Genomic DNA, 15,941 nt, shown 5'->3' with positions numbered 1-15,941 from the left:
TCAGCGCCGGGGCAGTCCCAGCGGGTTGCCGTCGCGGAGTTCCGGCGGGAGGAGGTGGTCGGGCGTCGACTGGTACGTGACCGGGCGCAGCCAGCGCTCGATCGCGGTCGCGCCGACCGAGGTGGAGGTGGAGGTGGTGGCCGGGTAGGGGCCGCCGTGGTGCTGGGCGGGCGCGACGGCGACGCCGGTGGGCCAGCCGTTGACGAGGACGCGGCCGGCGAGGGGCGTGAGTTCGGCGAGCAGCGGGGCGGCGTCGGGATCCCCGGCGGCATCCTCGGCGATGTGCAGGGTGGCGGTGAGGTTGCCGGGCAGCAGGCCGAGGACGGCGGCCACCTCCTCCCGGCCGGAGTAGCGGGCGACGACGGTGACCGGTCCGAAGCACTCCTCCAGGAGGAGGTGGTGGCCGTCCTCGGCGAGCGCGGCGGCGTCGACGGCGAGGACGCCGGCGCTGACGGTGTGGGCGCCGCCCGCGCCGGGGGTGACGGGGGTGTCGACCCCGGTCAGCGCGGCGCGCTCGGCGACCCCGGTGACGAAGGCGTCCCGCATGCGGTGGTCGAGCATGACGGCCGGTTCCGTCTCGCTGACGGCGGCGGTGAGGGCGTCGAGGAAGCGGTCGCCGTCCGCGCCCCGGGGGGCGAGGACGAAGCCGGGCTTGGTGCAGAACTGGCCGGCGCCCAGGGTCATGGAGCCGGCGAGACCGGCACCGATCTCCTCGGCGCGCTCCGCGGCGGCGGCCTCGGTGACCACGACCGGGTTGAGGGAGCCGAGTTCACCGTGGAAGGGGATGGGGACGGGCCGGGTGACGGCCGCGTCGAAGAGGGCCCGGCCGCCGCGGATCGAGCCGGTGAAGCCGGCCGCCGAGACGAGCGGGTGGCGGACGAGTTCCACGCCGGCGTCGAAGCCGTGGACGAGGACGACGACGTCCTCGGGGAGGCCGGCCTTGGCGGCGGCCCGGCGCAGCAGGGAGGCGCAGAGCTCGGAGGTGGCCGGGTGGTCGGGGTGGGCCTTGACGACCACGGGGCAGCCGGCCGCGAGGGCGCTCGCGGTGTCGCCGCCGGGGACGGAGAAGGCGAGCGGGAAGTTGCTGGCGGCGTAGACGGCGACGACGCCGAGCGGGATCTTCCAGCGGCGCAGGTCGCACCGGGGCGGGGTGGTCGTGGGGTCGGGGAGGTCGATCCGGATGTCGAGGAAGGAGCCGTCCTCGACGACCTCCGCGAAGGCGCGCAACTGGGCGGTGGTGCGGGCCAGTTCGCCGGTGAGGCGGACGGGCCCGAGGGCGGTCTCGGCGTCGGCCGCCTCGACGACGTGCTCGCCGGAGGCGTCGAGGAGGTCGGCGGCGGTACGGAGGAAGGCGGCCCGCACCGCCCGGTCGGCGAGGGCCTCGCGGGCGGCGTGCGCGGCCCTGACGGCGCGGTCCACCTCCTCGGCTGTGGCCTCCACCGCAACCTGCTCGCGCGGCTTCCCCGTCCGGGGGTCCACACTCCACACTGGTTCTGCCGCCACCGCCACGCCCCTGTTCGCTATTCTGAACACAGTTCCCGTAGATGAACGCATCTGGGCGGGACTCTATTGACGGCCCGGCCGTCTCCACAAGGGCCCCCGTTCGGCCGGGGTGGCCGGTGGGCGGCCGGACAACGGAAAAGGGGCGAGGGCCATGGCGACTGCCGACGCGGGTGGGGCACAGGTGAAGTCCGCGGTGCGGACCGTGGAGCTGCTCGAGTACTTCGCGGGGCGCCCCGGGATGCATTCGCTCGCCGCCGTCCAGGAGGCCGTCGGCTACCCCAAGTCCAGCCTGTACATGCTGCTGCGCACCCTGGTCGAGCTGGGCTGGGTGGAGACGGACGCCACGGGCACGCGGTACGGGATCGGGGTGCGGGCCCTGCTCGTCGGCACCTCGTACATCGACGGCGACGAGGTGGTGGCCGCCTCCCGGCCCACCCTGGACCGGCTCTCCGACGACACCACCGAGACCATCCACCTGGCGCGGCTCGACGGCACCAACGTCGTGTATCTGGCGACCCGTCAGTCCCAGCACTATCTGCGGCCGTTCACCCGGGTCGGGCGCCGGCTGCCCGCGCACTCGACCTCGCTCGGCAAGGCGCTGCTGGCCACCCACAGCGACGAGCAGGTGCGCAAGCTGCTCCCGGAGACGCTCCCGGCGCTGACCGAGCACACGATCACCGACCGCGAGAAGCTCATCGAGGAGCTGCGCGTCATCCGCGAGCAGGGCTACTCGGTGGACCGCGAGGAGAACACCCTGGGGCTGCGCTGCTTCGGCGTCGCGATCCCCTACCGGACCCCGGCGCGGGACGCGATCAGCTGCTCGGTGCCGGTGGCGCGGCTCACCCCCGCCCACGAGCAGATGATCAAGGACGCGCTGTTCGACGCGCGGGACCGGCTGACCCTGGCGACCCGCCGCCTCTGAGCCGTCCGGTCAGGCACGGTCGGCGAGGGCCCGCTGCCACACCGGGCTGTCGACGTAGTGGTTGTCGTACTGCTCCGAGGACGCCTTGATCTCCTCGAAGCTCGCCTCGCCCCGCATGACGCGGCCGAGGAGGCGCAGGTAGTCGAAGCGGGCCATGCCGGGCGTGAAGACGAAGAGGACGTCGGCCTCGGCGCCGGGCGCCGCCGCGAAGGCGTGCGGGGTGTGTGGCGGGACGAGGAGGAAGTCGCCCTGGTCCAGGACGGTCAGCTCCTCGCCGACCAGGACCTGGAGCGACCCGCCGAGCACGAAGAACATCTCCGAGGCCTTGGTGTGGAAGTGCGCCGGGGCGCCGACCGCGCCCTTCGCGAACGAGGAGCGGTAGCTGGTGAGCTGTCCGCCGGTGGTGCCGGAGTCGGCGAGGAGGGTCATCACGCTGCTCGGGTCGGCGGTGGTCTCGGCGGTGGCGGCGCGGGTGAGGAGCGGGGCGAAGGTCTCGATCTCGTTCATGATCACTACCCTAGGCCTCCATTGACCCCCGCCACAGGGGCAATCGATCACCGGAAACACGGGTCAATTCCGCCGGAGGGAAGCCACGGCCCAGGCCCCGGGAGGAGGGCTCCTCCCCCGCGCGGCGGAGGCGGTTCACCGCTCGGCAGGAGGTGGCGGCAGGGGTCCGCGCGGGAGCGTGGAGCCATGACACAGACCGCGCACCTCCCCGCCCCGGCGCCCGCCGCCGGCCACCGTCCGAGCGCCGCCCGCCGGGCGCTGCGCGCCCTCGCGATCCTCGCCTGCCTCCCGTACATCTCGCTCAAGGTCGCCTGGGTGGCGGGCAGCCGGATCGGCATCCCGGCCGGGAGCGTGCTCCTGGAGCACCGGCAGATGATGGTGATCGCCAACGCGGTCTCGGTGGTCGCCGACGTCCTCGTCGTCGTCCTCGCCCTGCTGCTCACCCAGGCCTGGGGCCGGCGCTTCCCCGCCTGGCTGCTCGCCCTGCCCATGTGGGCGGCGACCGGGCTGCTCACCCCGATCATGACCGGCTACCCGGCCCAGCTCGCGGTCGCCCTCGTCACCGGCGACGAGAAGGCCGCCGCGCCCAGCGAACCCTTCCTGGACGACTGGGTCTTCGGCGTCGTCTACGGCGGTTTCATCCTCCAGGGCCTCGCCCTCGGCACCCTCTTCGCCCTGTACGCCCGGGACCGCTGGAGCCATGTGTGGCGGGGCCGGCTCGGCGAGCTCCCCGCCCGCACGTCCGGGCCCGGGGCGCGGGCGCTCGCCGTGGCCGGCGCGGTCGTCGCACTCGTGCCCGCCACGCTGCACCTGATGTGGGCGGCCGGCTCGGCCACAGGCCTGTCCCCCCGCCGGATCGCCGAACGCGACTCCGACTTCTACGTCCTGGAGGCCGAGCGGCTCGGGTTCCTCGTCCTCGCCGTCGCCTTCACCCTCTTCCTGGTACTGCGCCGGCCCGCCCGGCTCCGGGTGCGCGGCACACTCGCCCTGGCCTGGACGGCCTCGGCCGCCGTGGGCTGCTGGGGCGCCTACATGTCGCTCGTCGCGCTCCTCCCGGAGTCGGATCCGACCAAGCACGTCCCCGGGCTCGTACAGCTGTCCTACGCTGGCGACATGATCACCGGGTTCCTCCTCGCCGCGTGCGTGGCACTGTTCCTGCGGCGGCGGAGCGCCGGGGCGTGAGACCGGTTCGGGCCCTGTTCGGGCAGCGGGCCAGGCTGCGCTGGCTCCATCTGATCCTGGGCGGCGCGCTGTTCATGCCGTTCTGGATGGTCGGATCCCTCGTCGTGGCGCCGCTGCTCGACGACGGCGGCCTGTTCGCCGGCGGCCTCGGTACCCAGCTCTGGGCGTACGCGGCGGGGCTGCCGCTCGCCGCGGTCACCGCGCTCTTCCCGCTGGCCCGGCCGATGTCGGTGGCGGCGGCGCGGGCGCTGTGCGGGGTGGACGCGGACCGGTTCGCGGACGGCCCCGCGCGCGGCCGGGAGGCCAGGGCCCGGACAGCCGGCTGGTTCACCCTGCACCTGGGCGCCGGGGCGCTGATCAGCGGGGCGACCCTGGCCCTGCCGCCGTTCGCGGTCGCCGTCCTCGCGCTGCCGCTCTCGCCGGGGCTCCGGGCGTCCGAACTCGGTCGGTTCTGGGGGCTCGACCGGAGCTGGTGGGTCTGGGCGGCGCTCCCGGCGGGCCTCCTGATGCTGCTCGCCCTCGCCGCCGTCGCCGCCGCGACCGGCGCCCTGCTCGCCCGCCAGGCGCCCCGGATGCTCGGGCCCAGCCCGGCGGACCGGCTCGCGGCGGCCGAACGGCGCGCCGCCGAGGCCGAGTCCCGCAACCGACTCGCCCGCGAGCTGCACGACTCGGTCGGCCACGCCCTGAGCGCGGTCACCCTCCAGGCGGGCGCGGCCCGCCGGGTCCTGGACGGCGACCGGGCCGACCTGGAGTTCGTACGGGAGGCGCTGACCGCGATCGAGGAGACCACCCGGCGCACGGTCGGCGAACTGGACTGGGTCCTGGGCCTGCTGCGCCGGGGCGGGGAGGTCGAGGAGGGCGTGGGCCCGGGGCTCGACGCCCTGGAGGCCCTGGTGCGGGGCGCGGGGCCGCGGGTGGCGCTGACGGTGGACGGCGCCCTGGGCTCCGTACCGGAGGCGCTGTCCCGGGAGGCGTACCGGATCGTCCAGGAAGGGCTGACGAACGCGGCCCGGCACGCGGGCGGCCAGCCCGTCACCGTACGGCTCGACGCCCGTACCGAGGAGTTGGAGATCACCATGGAGAACCCCCTGCCCGACCGGCCCCCCGTCACCCGGCCCGACGGCGGACGCGGCCTGCGCGGGATCGCCGAGCGGGCCCGGTTGTTCGGCGGCACCGCCGAGACGGGACCGGCGGACGGCGTCTGGCGCCTCGCGGTCAGGATCCCCCGGTGACCGCCCCCGTCAGGGTCGTCCTCGCCGACGACGAGCGGATGGTCCGGACGGCCCTGCGGGTCATCCTGGACGCGGAGCCCGGCCTGGAGGTGGTCGGCGAGGCGTCCACGGGCGCCGAGGCGGTGTCGGTGGTGCGGGCGGAGCGTCCGGACGTCGTCCTCATGGACGTTCGGATGCCGGAGATCGACGGGATCCGGGCCACCGAGCAGATCCTCGCCGGGATGGCGGAGCCGCCGCGGATCGTGGTGGTGACGACCTTCGAGAACGACTCCTATGTGTACGACGCGCTGCGCGTCGGCGCGGCCGGCTTCCTCCTGAAGCGGGCGGCCGCCGACGAGCTGGTGAGCGCGGTCCGCCTGGTCGCGCGGAGCGATTCGCTGCTCTACCCGGCGGCGGTACGGGGCCTGGCCGCCGAGCACGCCCGCCGCAGGCCGCGGGTGGCGCCGCCGTGGGTGGCGCGGCTCACCGAACGGGAGGCGGAGGTGCTGCGTCTGGTGGCGACGGGCCTCACGAACGCCGAGATCGCCGGCCGGATGGGCGTCGGCCCGGCCACGGTCAAGACCCACGTGGCGGCGGTCCTGTCGAAACTGGGTGCCCGCGACCGCACCCAGGCGGTGATCCTGGCGTACGAGTCGGGGTTCGTGGGGGCGGGCTGAGGCCCCCGCCGGCGGCGGGGGCCCGGTCTCAGGACCGCGTGGCGGTCGCGCAGCCGCCGTCGCCCCCGGCGATCGGGCCGGTGCGGTCGTACGGGTCGACCGTCCCGCCGTCCGCGCCGGCGGCCGGGCCCCCGCCGCCGAACTCCGGCCGGAAGGACCCGGTGGTGTTGTCGCAGCCGCCGTTCGTCATGTCGGTCCGGTACGACAGGAGGCTGAAGGTCCCCTTCTCGGTGATCACCTTCGACGGGTCGTCCCAGCTCACCACGGTCTCCCGCCGCACGATCACGCGCACGACCTCGTCGCCGCCGCCGGCCGGCGCGACCGGGTACACGTAGGTGACGTCGGCGGTCACCTCCAGGGCCCCGAGCCGCCCCTCGCGGAAGGAGAGACGGCCGCGGGTCTTCACCACGTCCCCGGCCGGGCGCGCCTGCGCGGGGTCGAAGCGGCTGAAGAGCAGCAGCGGGTCGTGGTCCTTGTCCGGGGTGCGCAGCGAGGTCGTCACGAAGGCGGTGACGTCCTTCTGGTGCGGGTTCATCAGGGCGATCGCCTTCTCCGGGCGCCCGCCGCGCAGCACCGCCGGGTCCAGGTTGGACGCGGCGAGGAAGTCACGGGTCCGCGCGAGCGCCCGCTCCACCTCGGCCTTCGACATCCATCCGGTCGCCCTGGCCGGGGGGACGGTGATGCCGGCCGTGCCGTTCGCCCAGCGGGCCGCCGGGGAACCCTTGAAGGGCTCGTCCAGGGTGGGCCGCCCGCCCGGCTCGGCAGGAGGCGCCTCCTCCGGTCGCGCGGTCTCCTGCGCGACGGGCTTCGCGTCCCGGTCCCCGTCGCCGGACCAGCCGATGAGGCCGCCCGGGTCCAGGGCCACCACGAGCAGTACGAGCGAGGCCACGAGCCCCGCCACGTACCAGCCGTTCCGGCGCCGGGGCCGTCCGGGCGTGTGCGCGCGCCAGGGCGTCGGCTCCGCGGGCCGGTCCCGCAGCCGGCCCGCGACCTCGCGGGCCCGCGCGGACGGCTCCTTCGGCGCGTCGCCGGCGCCCTCGCCCGAGGTCCTCAGGAACTCCGCCCACACCTCGTCCGGCACGGACGAGCCGTCCTTCTCCCCACCCACGCTCACGCCGACCCCTCTCCCCCTGCGTCTCCGGCCGTCACATGATCACACGGTGCTCCGACATGAAGGTTCGCTGAGAAACCGGCCACATCTGGAACGTCCGCCACCGCCCCGTTCGTCCCCAGAAGTGCGATGAACAAGACGATCAGGCACACGTCGGTCTTCGTCCTGATCCTGGTGCTCGCCCTCCTCGGACGGGCCACCTGGGTGCAGGCGTACGAAGGCAAGGCGCTCGCGGACGACTCGAAGAACCGGCGGAAGACCATCGCGCAGTACGCGCAGCCGCTCGGGAACATCGTCGTGGCCGGCTCCCCGGTCACCGGCTCGAAGAAGACGGAGGGATCGGATCTCTCGTACAAGCGCACCTACACGGACGGCGAGCTGTACGCGGCGGTCACCGGCTACAGCTCGCAGGCCTACGGCGCGACCCAGCTGGAGGGCATCTACTCCTCCGTCCTCGACGGCACCGACGACCGGCTGAAGAACCCCCTGGACGCCGTCACCCGCAAGCAGCAGGAACCGGGCACGGTCGTCACCACGATCGACCCGGACGTGCAGAAGGCCGCCTACCGGGCGCTCGGCGGCAAGAAGGGCGCGGCCGTCGCCATCGACCCGGCGACCGGCCGGATCCTCGCCATGGTCTCCACCCCGTCCTACGACCCGTCGAAGATCGCGGGGACGAACGACGGCGACGCCTGGAAGGAGCTGACCACCGACGAGGACAAGCCGCTGGTGAACCGCGCGCTCCGGCAGCCGCTGCCGCCCGGCTCCACCTTCAAGCTGGTCGTCGCGGCCGCCGCCCTCGAGGACGGTCTCTACGGCTCCGTGGACACGGCGACGAAGAGCCCCGACCCGTACACCCTGCCGGGCACCCGGACCGTACTGAGGAACGAGAACGCCTCCGCGCCCTGCGAGAACGCCACGATCCGCACCGCGCTCCAGTACTCCTGCAACAACGTCTTCGCCAAGATGGCCGCCGACCTGGGCCAGGACAAGGTGAAGGCGATGGCGGAGAAGTTCGGCTTCAACGACGCCGAGCTGGACGTCCCGGTCCGCGCCTACGCGAGCGTGTACCCCTCCGGCATGGACAAGGCGCAGACGGCCCTGACCGGCATCGGCCAGTTCGACGTGACCGCCACCCCGCTGCAGATGGCCATGGTGTCGGCCGCCATCGCCAACGACGGCCTGCTCGCCGCCCCGCACATGGTCTCGCAGGTCGTCGACTCCGACGGCGACGCGCTGAACTCGTACGAGGACGGGGACACCGAGCGGATCGTCTCCTCCTCGACCGCCGAGCAGCTGCGCAGCGCGATGGTGACCGTCGTGGAGAAGGGCACCGGCACCAACGCGGCCGTGGCCGGCGCCGAGGTGGGCGGCAAGACCGGCACCGCGCAGCACGGCGAGAACAACAGCAAGACGCCGTACGCCTGGTTCACCTCCTACGCCAAGGACTCCTCGACCGGGAAGCAGGTCGCCGTCGCGGTGATGATCGAGGACTCGGGCGCGGCCCGCTCCGAGGTCAGCGGCAACGGCCTGGCGGCCCCCGTGGCGCAGAAGATGATGGAGGCGGCGCTGAAGTGACAGGGGGCGGGGGCCGATTGGCCGTCGGGCCCCGTCACACGATATGCAGGGGCGCACCCCATGATCCGATTACACATTCGAATCATGGGGTGTGCCCCTGCTCTTCGTCCCACCTGTCGTCCCACGGAGGACCGCCGTGCGTCTGCCCCGTTCCCTGTCCGGCTGGACCATGGCGGTCTTCGGCGTGCTCGCCGCCGCCCTGGGGGTGGTGGGCCTGGTCGCCCCGGACGCCCTGCTCACCGTCATGGGCTTCGAGCCGGTGCCCGCGGGCCGGCGCGCGGACGGGGACCACACCCTGGTCTTCCTCACGGCCTCCTCGATGGCCGCGCTCAACATGGGCGTCTACTACGTCCTCGCCGCCCTCGCCGACTGGAAGCCGTTCTTCCGCTGGACGGTCCCCTTCCGGCTGCTCACCTGCGCCGTCTTCACCCTCGCGGTCGTCGGCGGCCGCGCCCCGGCCGGCTTCCTCGGCGTGGGCCTGTGGGAGGGGCTCGGCGCGGTGGTGACGGGACTCGCGCTGAGGTACGAGAAGCGGGCGGCGGTACGGGGATGAACGACCGCGCCCCCGGCGGGCCCGACCCGCTCGCCGGGCTCCACGACATCGACTGGGCGTCCCACCGGCACGCGTACGGACCGGCGAAGGGGGCGCCACCCGGGCGGTCACCGAGACGGTGCGGCTGCTCGGCCGGATCGGCCCGGCGGCAGCACCCGCCGTACCCGCCCTGCGCGCCCTCCTCGACGCCGACGAGCGGCCGGTGGAGCACGGAAGCCGGCGGTCCGTGCCGGACGACGACGCGCTGTGCGCGGCGGCACGTAGGGCACTGAGCGCCGTCTCCGGGGAAACGATCTAGGGCAACCGACCGATCCGGCCGGCCCGCCTCAGACGGCAGCCTTCGGCCATGCGTTGGTATCTGACAGGTGTCGTCGTGTCCGGATTCGGGACGACGGCGATGTGGCTGGTCTCCGGAATCTGGGTCAAGTCCCTCACGGGCTCGGACAGTCTGGCGGCCCTGGCCGCCTTCGCCCTCTGGGCTCCCGTGCTCCTCGGGCCACTGCTCGGCACGCTCGCCGACCGCGTGCGGCGCAGGCCGCTGCTCGTCGTCCTGAACCTGGCGATGGCGGGCCTGCTGCCCGTCCTGCTGTGGGTGGAGTCGGCGGACAGGGTGTGGCTGCTCTTCGCGGTCCTCGTGCTGTACGGGGCGCAGGGCTCCGTCCATGACGCGGCGGAGCAGGCGCTGGTGGCCTCCGTGGTCGACGAGAAGCGGCTCGGCACGTTCAACGGGCTGCGGATGACCGCGAACGAGTCCATGAAGCTGATCGCCCCGCTGGTCGCGGCGGGCCTGTTCGCCGCGTACGGGGGCGGGCCCGTCGCCCTCCTCGACGCGGCGAGCTTCGCCGTCGCCGCGGTCCTGTTCGCCCTCATGCCGGTCCGGGAGGCGCGCCCCGCCCGGCCGGAGACCCGGAACTGGTGGCGGGAGACCGCCGAGGGCGTGCGGCTGCTCCGGGCCTCCCGGGTGCTGCGGCCGCTGGTGGCGACGGGGGCGTTCACGATGCTCCTCGCCGGGGTGAACGGGGCCGCGATCTACGCCGTGGTGGACCGGGGGCTCGGGCACGCGCCCGCGTACGCGGGAGTCCTCTACGCGGTCCAGGGCGTGGGCTCCGTCCTCGCGGGCCTGGTCACGGGCCCGCTGCTCCGCCGGATCCCGGAGCGGGCCCTCGCCGCCGCCGGCCTCGCGCTGTTCGCCCTTGCCGTGGGCGTGCGGGGAGCCCTGCCGTACGAGGCGACGGCCCTGGCGGCGAGCGCGGTGATCGGCCTGGGGATGCCGTGGGTCCTCATCGCGGTGATGACGGCCGTCCAGCGGGAGGCCCCGGCGGAGGCGGTCGGCCGGATGGCGGCGACCGCGAACACGGTGGTCATGGCGCCGAACGCGCTGGCCATCGCGCTGGGCGCGGGCCTGGTCGCGGTCGTCGACGTCCGCGTGCTGCTGCCGCTCCTGGCGGTGGCGGGCCTGGCCTGGGCGACGACCCTCGTACCGGCCACACGCCGAGCCGACCTCCTCCCCCGAGACAACACCTGACCCCCTCTCGCGCGCCCCCACACGACGCGGCCCCGCCGCCGTGTGGGCCCGCGCCCCGCCCGTGTGGGCAATCGTCCCGCTGGGGCGATGGGGGTCCCCCTGCTCGAGCGGAACGCCTGCCCACGACGGGGGTGGGCGGGGGGCACCGCCCCTTGCGGAACGCATGCCCACAACGGGGTGGGCGCCGCCCCGGCGGGACCCGCGCGCACAACGGGGTGCGGCGGGGCCTGGGGGCGGGGAGCATGGAGACAGGCGCCCCGCGCGGCGGGAGGAGGGCAGTGTGACGGCCGGTTCGTTCCCGGGGACCGCGGGGCGGGTCGGTGTGCCCCTGGACGGCAAGGGACTCCTCGACGTGCTCGGCGTCGCGGCCGTCGTCGTGGACGCCCGCGGCCGCATCGTGCTGTGGAGCCCACAGGCGGAGACCCTCTTCGGTTTCCGCGCCGACGAGGCCCTCGGCCGCTACGTGGCCCGGCTGATCGTCGGCGAGGACCACCGCGAGGAGGCGCAGCGCCTCTTCGGCGAGGTGCTGCGCGGCGGCCCGACCTGGGCCGGCACCTTCCCCGTACGGCACAAGGACGGCTCCGTCCGGCGCGTGGAGTTCCGGAACATGCGGCTCACCGACGACCTGGGCGACCTGTACGCCCTGGGGATCGCCGCGGACGCCGCCGCCGTCGAGCGGATCGAGACCGAGCTCGCGCTCTCCGACCGGCTGGTCTCCCAGTCGCCGATCGGCCTCGCCGTACTCGACACCGAGCTGCGCTACGTCCTGGTGAACCCCGCCCTGGAGCGGATCAACGGCATCCCGGCGGCGGACCACCTCGGCCGGCGGATCGCCGACATGCTCCCGCAGGTCGACGCCGAGGCCCTGGAGGCGGCGCTGCGCGGGGTGCTGGGCACGGGGACGCCGATTCTCGACCACGCCGTGGCGGGCCGGACCCCGGCGGACCCGGAGCACGAGCACAACTGGTCGCTCTCCTTCTACCGTCTGGAGGGGGCCGACGGCCGCGTCCAGGGCGTCGCGGCCTCGGTGATCGACGTGACCGAACGGCACCGGGCGGACGCGGACGCCGACCGGTCCCGACGGCGGCTCGCGCTCATCGCGGACGCCTCGGCCCGGGTGGGCACCACCCTGGAGGTGGAGCGGACGGCCGACGAGCTGGCCTCGGTGGTGGTGCCGGAGCTCGCGGACATCGCCGCCGTCGACGTCCTCGACTCCGTCCTGGCGCTGCGCAGGCCGGGCGCGCCCGAGGACGGGCCCGAGCTGTTCCGGGCGCTCGCGGTGAAGGCCGAGGGCGCGACGGACGCGCTCCCGGCGGCGGACCCGCCGGGGGAGGTCGCGATGTACGGCGCGGACCGGCTCGTCACCCGGTGCGTGCACACCGGTCTGCCGGTCCTGGTGGAGCATGTGGGCCCCGGTGACCTGTCGCGGATCGCGCGCAGCCCCGAGGCCGCGGAGCTCCTCGCGCGGGCGGGGGTCCACTCGTACCTGGCGGTGCCGCTGATCGCGCGCGGCGAGGTGCTCGGCGCGCTCGACCTCAAGCGGGACCGCAACGCGCTGCCCTTCGACGGGGACGACGTCCTGCTGGCGACGGAGCTGGCGGCCCGCGCGGCCGTCAGCATCGACAACGCCCGCTGGTACCAGAGCGTGCGGAACTCGGCGGTGACGCTCCAGCGCAGTCTGCTGCCGGGGTCTCCGCCGCAGCGGGCGGGCCTCGAGGTCGCCGCCCGCTACCAGCCGGCGCACGCGTCGAGCGAGGTCGGCGGCGACTGGTACGACGTGATCGCGCTGCCCGACGACAAGACGGCGCTGGTCGTCGGGGACGTGATGGGCAGCGGGATCGACGCGGCGGCGACGATGGGCCGGCTGCGGACGGCGACCTGCGCGTTCGCCGACCTCGATCTGTCCCCGGCGCAGGTCCTGCGGCATCTGGACCGGATCACGGCGGGCCTGGAGCACTACATCGCGACCTGTCTCTTCGCCGTGCACGACCCGGTGCGGCAGCGCTGCCGGATCGCGAACGCGGGCCATCTGCCGCCCGTCCGGGTCCCGGCGGACGGGCCGGCCGAGCTGGTGCGGCTCTCGACTGGGGTGCCGCTGGGGGTCGGCGGCGGCGTGTTCCGGACGGCCCGGGTGCCGTTCCGGCCCGGGGACCTGCTCGTGCTGTACACGGACGGTCTGATCGAGACGCGTACGGAGTCGATCGACGAGCGGCTCGCCCTGCTCGTACGCCTCCTCGACGAGGAGCGCGGACCGCTCGAGGAGACCTGCGACCGGCTCCTCCGGGCGCTGCGCCGGCCGGGCGCGCCGGACGACGTGGCGCTCCTGATCGCCCGGAGCACGGGATGACGGCGCGCGACCGCGGAACGGGGCGGGGGCGGCCCCCGGGGCAGGGCAAAGGACGCCGCACCGGGACGGGGCTGCGGAGCGTCGCCGGGCAGGTGTTCGCCCTGGAGGCGCTGATCGCGCTCCTGGTGATCGCCGCGGCCGTGTTCGTGACCTTCCATCAGGCGAACCGGGACACCGAGCGGGACGCCCGGATCCGTTCGCTCGCGGTCGCGGAGGCCTTCGCCCACGCGCCCGGCGTCGACGACGCCCTGACCTCCTCCGATCCGACGGCGCAGCTCCAGAGCCGCGCGGAGGCGACCCGGAAGGCCACGGGCGTGGACTTCATCGCGGTCCTGAGCCCCTCCGGGGTGCGCTACACCGACTCGCAGCCGGAGCTGATCGGCCAGAAGGCGACCGGGGACCTCTCGCGGGCGACCGTGGACGGCGAGGCGTTCACGGAGCTGTTCCACGGCGCGCCGAACGACGCGGTGCGGGCGGTGGTCCCGGTGTTCGACGACCGGGGCCGGTTCGTCGGCATGGTCAGCAGCGGCATCGAGGTGGAGAGCATCTCGCACGCCGTGCAGGGACGGCTGCCGCTGCTCATCGGCGCGGCGGGCGGCGCCCTGGCGGCGGCCGTGGGCGGGGCGGCGCTGGTGAGCCGACGGCTGCGGCGACAGACCCACGGGCTCGGTCCCGCGGAGATGACCCGGATGAAGGAGCACCACGAGGCGGTGCTGCACGCGGTGCGCGAAGGGGTCCTCATCGTGGACGCCGACCACCGGCTGCTGCTCGCCAACGACGAGGCGCGCCGGCTGCTCGGTCTGACGGCGGAGGCGGAGCGGCGGCACGTCTCGGAGCTGGGCCTCGATCCGCGGACGGTGGAGCTCCTGGAGTCGGGGCGGGCGGCGACCGACGAGGTGCACCGGGCGGGCGACCGGCTGCTCGCGGTGAGCGTGCGGCCCACCCTGCAGCACGGCTCGGAGTCCGGGTGCGTGATGACGATGCGGGACACCACCGAGCTGGCGGCGGTGACCGGCCGGGCGGCGGTGGCCCGGGGCCGGCTGCAGCTGCTGTACGAGGCGGGTGTGCGGATCGGGACCACGCTGGAGGTCGTACGGACGGCGGAGGAGCTGGCGGAGGTGGCGGTGCCCCGGTTCGCGGACTTCGCGACGGTGGAGCTGCTCGAACCGGTGCTGCGCGGGGAGGAACCCCCGGAGACGGCGGCCACGTCCACGGAGATGCGGCGGACGGCGCTGAGCGGGCTGCGCCCGGACCAGCCGCTCCAGCCGGTCGGGGACACCGTCCACTTCCACGTCTCCAGCACGCCGATGGCGAAGGCCCTGCACGCGGGGCACGCGGTGGTGGAGCCGGAGCTCGCCGCGGCGGAGGGCTGGCGGGCGCAGGACCCGGAGGGTGCCGCGCAGGCCCTGGCGTACGGGATGCACTCGCTGCTCACCGTGCCGCTGCTCGCCCGTGGGGTCGTCCTCGGGATGGCCAACTTCTGGCGCGCGGACACCCCGGAGCCGTTCGGGGAGGAGGACCTGTCGTTCGCGGAGGAGCTGGCGGCGCGGGCGGCGGTCGCGATCGACAACGCGCGCCGGTTCACCCGGGAGCACGCGATGGCGGTGACGCTCCAGCGGAGCCTGCTGCCGAGGGCGCTGCCCGAGCAGAGCGCGGTGGAGGTGGCGTACCGCTACCTGCCGGCGAAGGCCGGGGTGGGCGGCGACTGGTTCGACGTGATCCCGCTGCCGGGGGCGCGGGTGGCGCTCGTGGTGGGCGACGTGGTGGGGCACGGCCTGCACGCGGCGGCGACCATGGGGCGGCTGCGGACGGCGGTGCACAACTTCTCGACGCTGGACGTGCCGCCGGACGAGCTGCTCGGCCATCTCGACGAGCTGACGGGGCGGATCGACGACCGGGAGTCGGAGGTGCCGGACGGGGAGGTGCGGCGGCGGGACGAGGGCATCACCGGCGCGACCTGTCTGTACGCGATCTACGACCCGGCGTCGGGGCTCTGCCAGGTGGCGAGCGCGGGGCATCCCGGTCCGGCTCTGGTGGGTCCGGACGGGCGGGTGGAGTTCCCGGAGCTGTCGCCGGGGCTGCCGCTGGGGCTGGGTCTGGGCGATGTGCCCTTCGAGTCGACGGAGCTGCGGCTGCCGGAGGGCAGCAAGCTGGTGATGTACACCGACGGGCTCCTGGAGGACCACGGGCGGGACCTGGACACGGGGCTCGGGCTGCTGCGGTCGACGCTCTCCCGGCCGGACCGGAGCCCGGAGCAGACCTGCGCGGACGTGCTCGCGACGCTCCTGTCGCCGACGCCGCGCGACGACATCGCGCTGCTCGTGGCGGAGACCCGGCTGCTCGACCGGGACCGGATCGCCGAGTGGGAGGTGCCCCGGGACCCGTCGGCGGTGTCGCCGGTACGGAACGCGGCGGCGGAGAAGCTGTCGGAGTGGGGGCTCGACGGGCTCGCGTTCACGGCGGAGCTGATCCTCAGCGAGCTGATCACGAACGCGGTGCGGTACGGGGCGGATCCGGTGCGCGTACGGCTCCTCCACGACCGGACGCTGATCTGCGAGGTCTCGGACGGCAGCAGCACCTCGCCGCATCTGCGGCACGCGGCGACGACGGACGAGGGCGGGCGCGGGCTCTATCTGGTCGCGCAGTACGCGGAGCGCTGGGGCACCAGGTACGCCCGGCGCGGCAAGACGATCTGGGCGGAACTCCGCGTCGGCGGGAACGACGACGAACCGGTGGCCATGGCAGTGCCGGACCTGGACGCCTTGGAGGACCTCGCGTGGTGAGCCCCGCCCCCGTTGTGGGCAGTGGCCCGCCGTTCGTTGTGG

General features: G+C 74.7%; 13 protein-coding genes. 10 read left to right on the top strand and 3 right to left on the bottom strand.

The genetic code is table 11. The features are described from left to right. Entirely contained in the window at positions 1-1,503 is a 1,503-nt protein-coding gene (locus ACF07V_RS11515; RefSeq protein ID WP_392153287.1) for an aldehyde dehydrogenase (NADP(+)), read from the bottom strand. A 151-nt stretch (positions 1,504-1,654) separates the two neighbouring features. On the opposite strand from ACF07V_RS11515, the gene ACF07V_RS11510 reads away from it, so the two are divergent. Then, positions 1,655-2,425, top strand: coding sequence for an IclR family transcriptional regulator (locus tag ACF07V_RS11510; protein ID WP_366042810.1), 771 nt, complete (start codon positions 1,655-1,657; stop codon positions 2,423-2,425). A 9-nt stretch (positions 2,426-2,434) separates the two neighbouring features. Here ACF07V_RS11510 and ACF07V_RS11505 read toward each other — a convergent pair whose 3' ends face one another. Continuing rightward, a complete protein-coding gene (locus tag ACF07V_RS11505; RefSeq protein ID WP_392153285.1) occupies positions 2,435-2,932 on the bottom strand; it encodes a cupin domain-containing protein in 498 nt (165 codons plus the stop codon). 186 nt (positions 2,933-3,118) lie between these two features. Between ACF07V_RS11505 and ACF07V_RS11500 the strand changes: the two genes are divergently transcribed. From ACF07V_RS11500 to ACF07V_RS11490, 3 genes are read left to right on the top strand one after another with little or no spacing between them, the layout of a single operon-like run. Next, on the top strand, positions 3,119-4,114 hold the full coding sequence (locus ACF07V_RS11500; RefSeq protein WP_392153283.1) for a hypothetical protein: 996 nt from the start codon (positions 3,119-3,121) through the stop codon (positions 4,112-4,114). Further along, a complete protein-coding gene (locus ACF07V_RS11495; RefSeq protein WP_392153282.1) occupies positions 4,111-5,346 on the top strand; it encodes a sensor histidine kinase in 1,236 nt (411 codons plus the stop codon). The genes ACF07V_RS11500 and ACF07V_RS11495 overlap by 4 nt, the downstream gene beginning before the upstream one ends. Positions 5,347-5,384: 38 nt before the next feature. Further along, the gene (locus ACF07V_RS11490) at positions 5,385-6,002 is read left to right on the top strand and encodes a response regulator (RefSeq protein ID WP_392153442.1); all 618 of its coding nucleotides are present in this window, start codon (positions 5,385-5,387) and stop codon (positions 6,000-6,002) included. Between the two features lie 28 nt (positions 6,003-6,030). Here ACF07V_RS11490 and ACF07V_RS11485 read toward each other — a convergent pair whose 3' ends face one another. Next, positions 6,031-7,116, bottom strand: a complete 1,086-nt coding sequence (locus ACF07V_RS11485; RefSeq protein ID WP_392153280.1) for a hypothetical protein — start codon at positions 7,114-7,116, stop codon at positions 6,031-6,033. A 126-nt stretch (positions 7,117-7,242) separates the two neighbouring features. On the opposite strand from ACF07V_RS11485, the gene ACF07V_RS11480 reads away from it, so the two are divergent. From ACF07V_RS11480 to ACF07V_RS11455, 6 genes are all read left to right on the top strand, one after another. Further along, the gene (locus ACF07V_RS11480) at positions 7,243-8,691 is read left to right on the top strand and encodes a peptidoglycan D,D-transpeptidase FtsI family protein (protein WP_392153278.1); all 1,449 of its coding nucleotides are present in this window, start codon (positions 7,243-7,245) and stop codon (positions 8,689-8,691) included. Between the two features lie 169 nt (positions 8,692-8,860). Further along, on the top strand, positions 8,861-9,244 hold the full coding sequence (locus ACF07V_RS11475; RefSeq protein WP_392153440.1) for a hypothetical protein: 384 nt from the start codon (positions 8,861-8,863) through the stop codon (positions 9,242-9,244). A gap of 118 nt (positions 9,245-9,362) precedes the next feature. After that, a complete protein-coding gene (locus tag ACF07V_RS11470) occupies positions 9,363-9,542 on the top strand; it encodes a hypothetical protein (RefSeq protein ID WP_392153276.1) in 180 nt (59 codons plus the stop codon). Positions 9,543-9,590: 48 nt separating this feature from the next. After that, the gene (locus tag ACF07V_RS11465) at positions 9,591-10,769 is read left to right on the top strand and encodes an MFS transporter (RefSeq protein WP_392153275.1); all 1,179 of its coding nucleotides are present in this window, start codon (positions 9,591-9,593) and stop codon (positions 10,767-10,769) included. A 280-nt stretch (positions 10,770-11,049) separates the two neighbouring features. Continuing rightward, complete coding sequence (locus tag ACF07V_RS11460; protein WP_392153274.1) at positions 11,050-13,116, top strand: SpoIIE family protein phosphatase; 2,067 nt, start codon at positions 11,050-11,052, stop codon at positions 13,114-13,116. Further along, entirely contained in the window at positions 13,113-15,899 is a 2,787-nt protein-coding gene (locus ACF07V_RS11455; protein WP_392153272.1) for a SpoIIE family protein phosphatase, read from the top strand. Before ACF07V_RS11460 ends, ACF07V_RS11455 begins: the two co-directional genes overlap by 4 nt. Positions 15,900-15,941: the final 42 nt, after the last annotated feature.

The sequence above is a fragment of the Streptomyces sp. NPDC015661 genome, from assembly GCF_043077765.1.
Taxonomy (GTDB): Bacteria; Actinomycetota; Actinomycetes; order Streptomycetales; family Streptomycetaceae; genus Streptomyces.
This window is presented reverse-complemented; position numbering and strand designations above follow the sequence as displayed.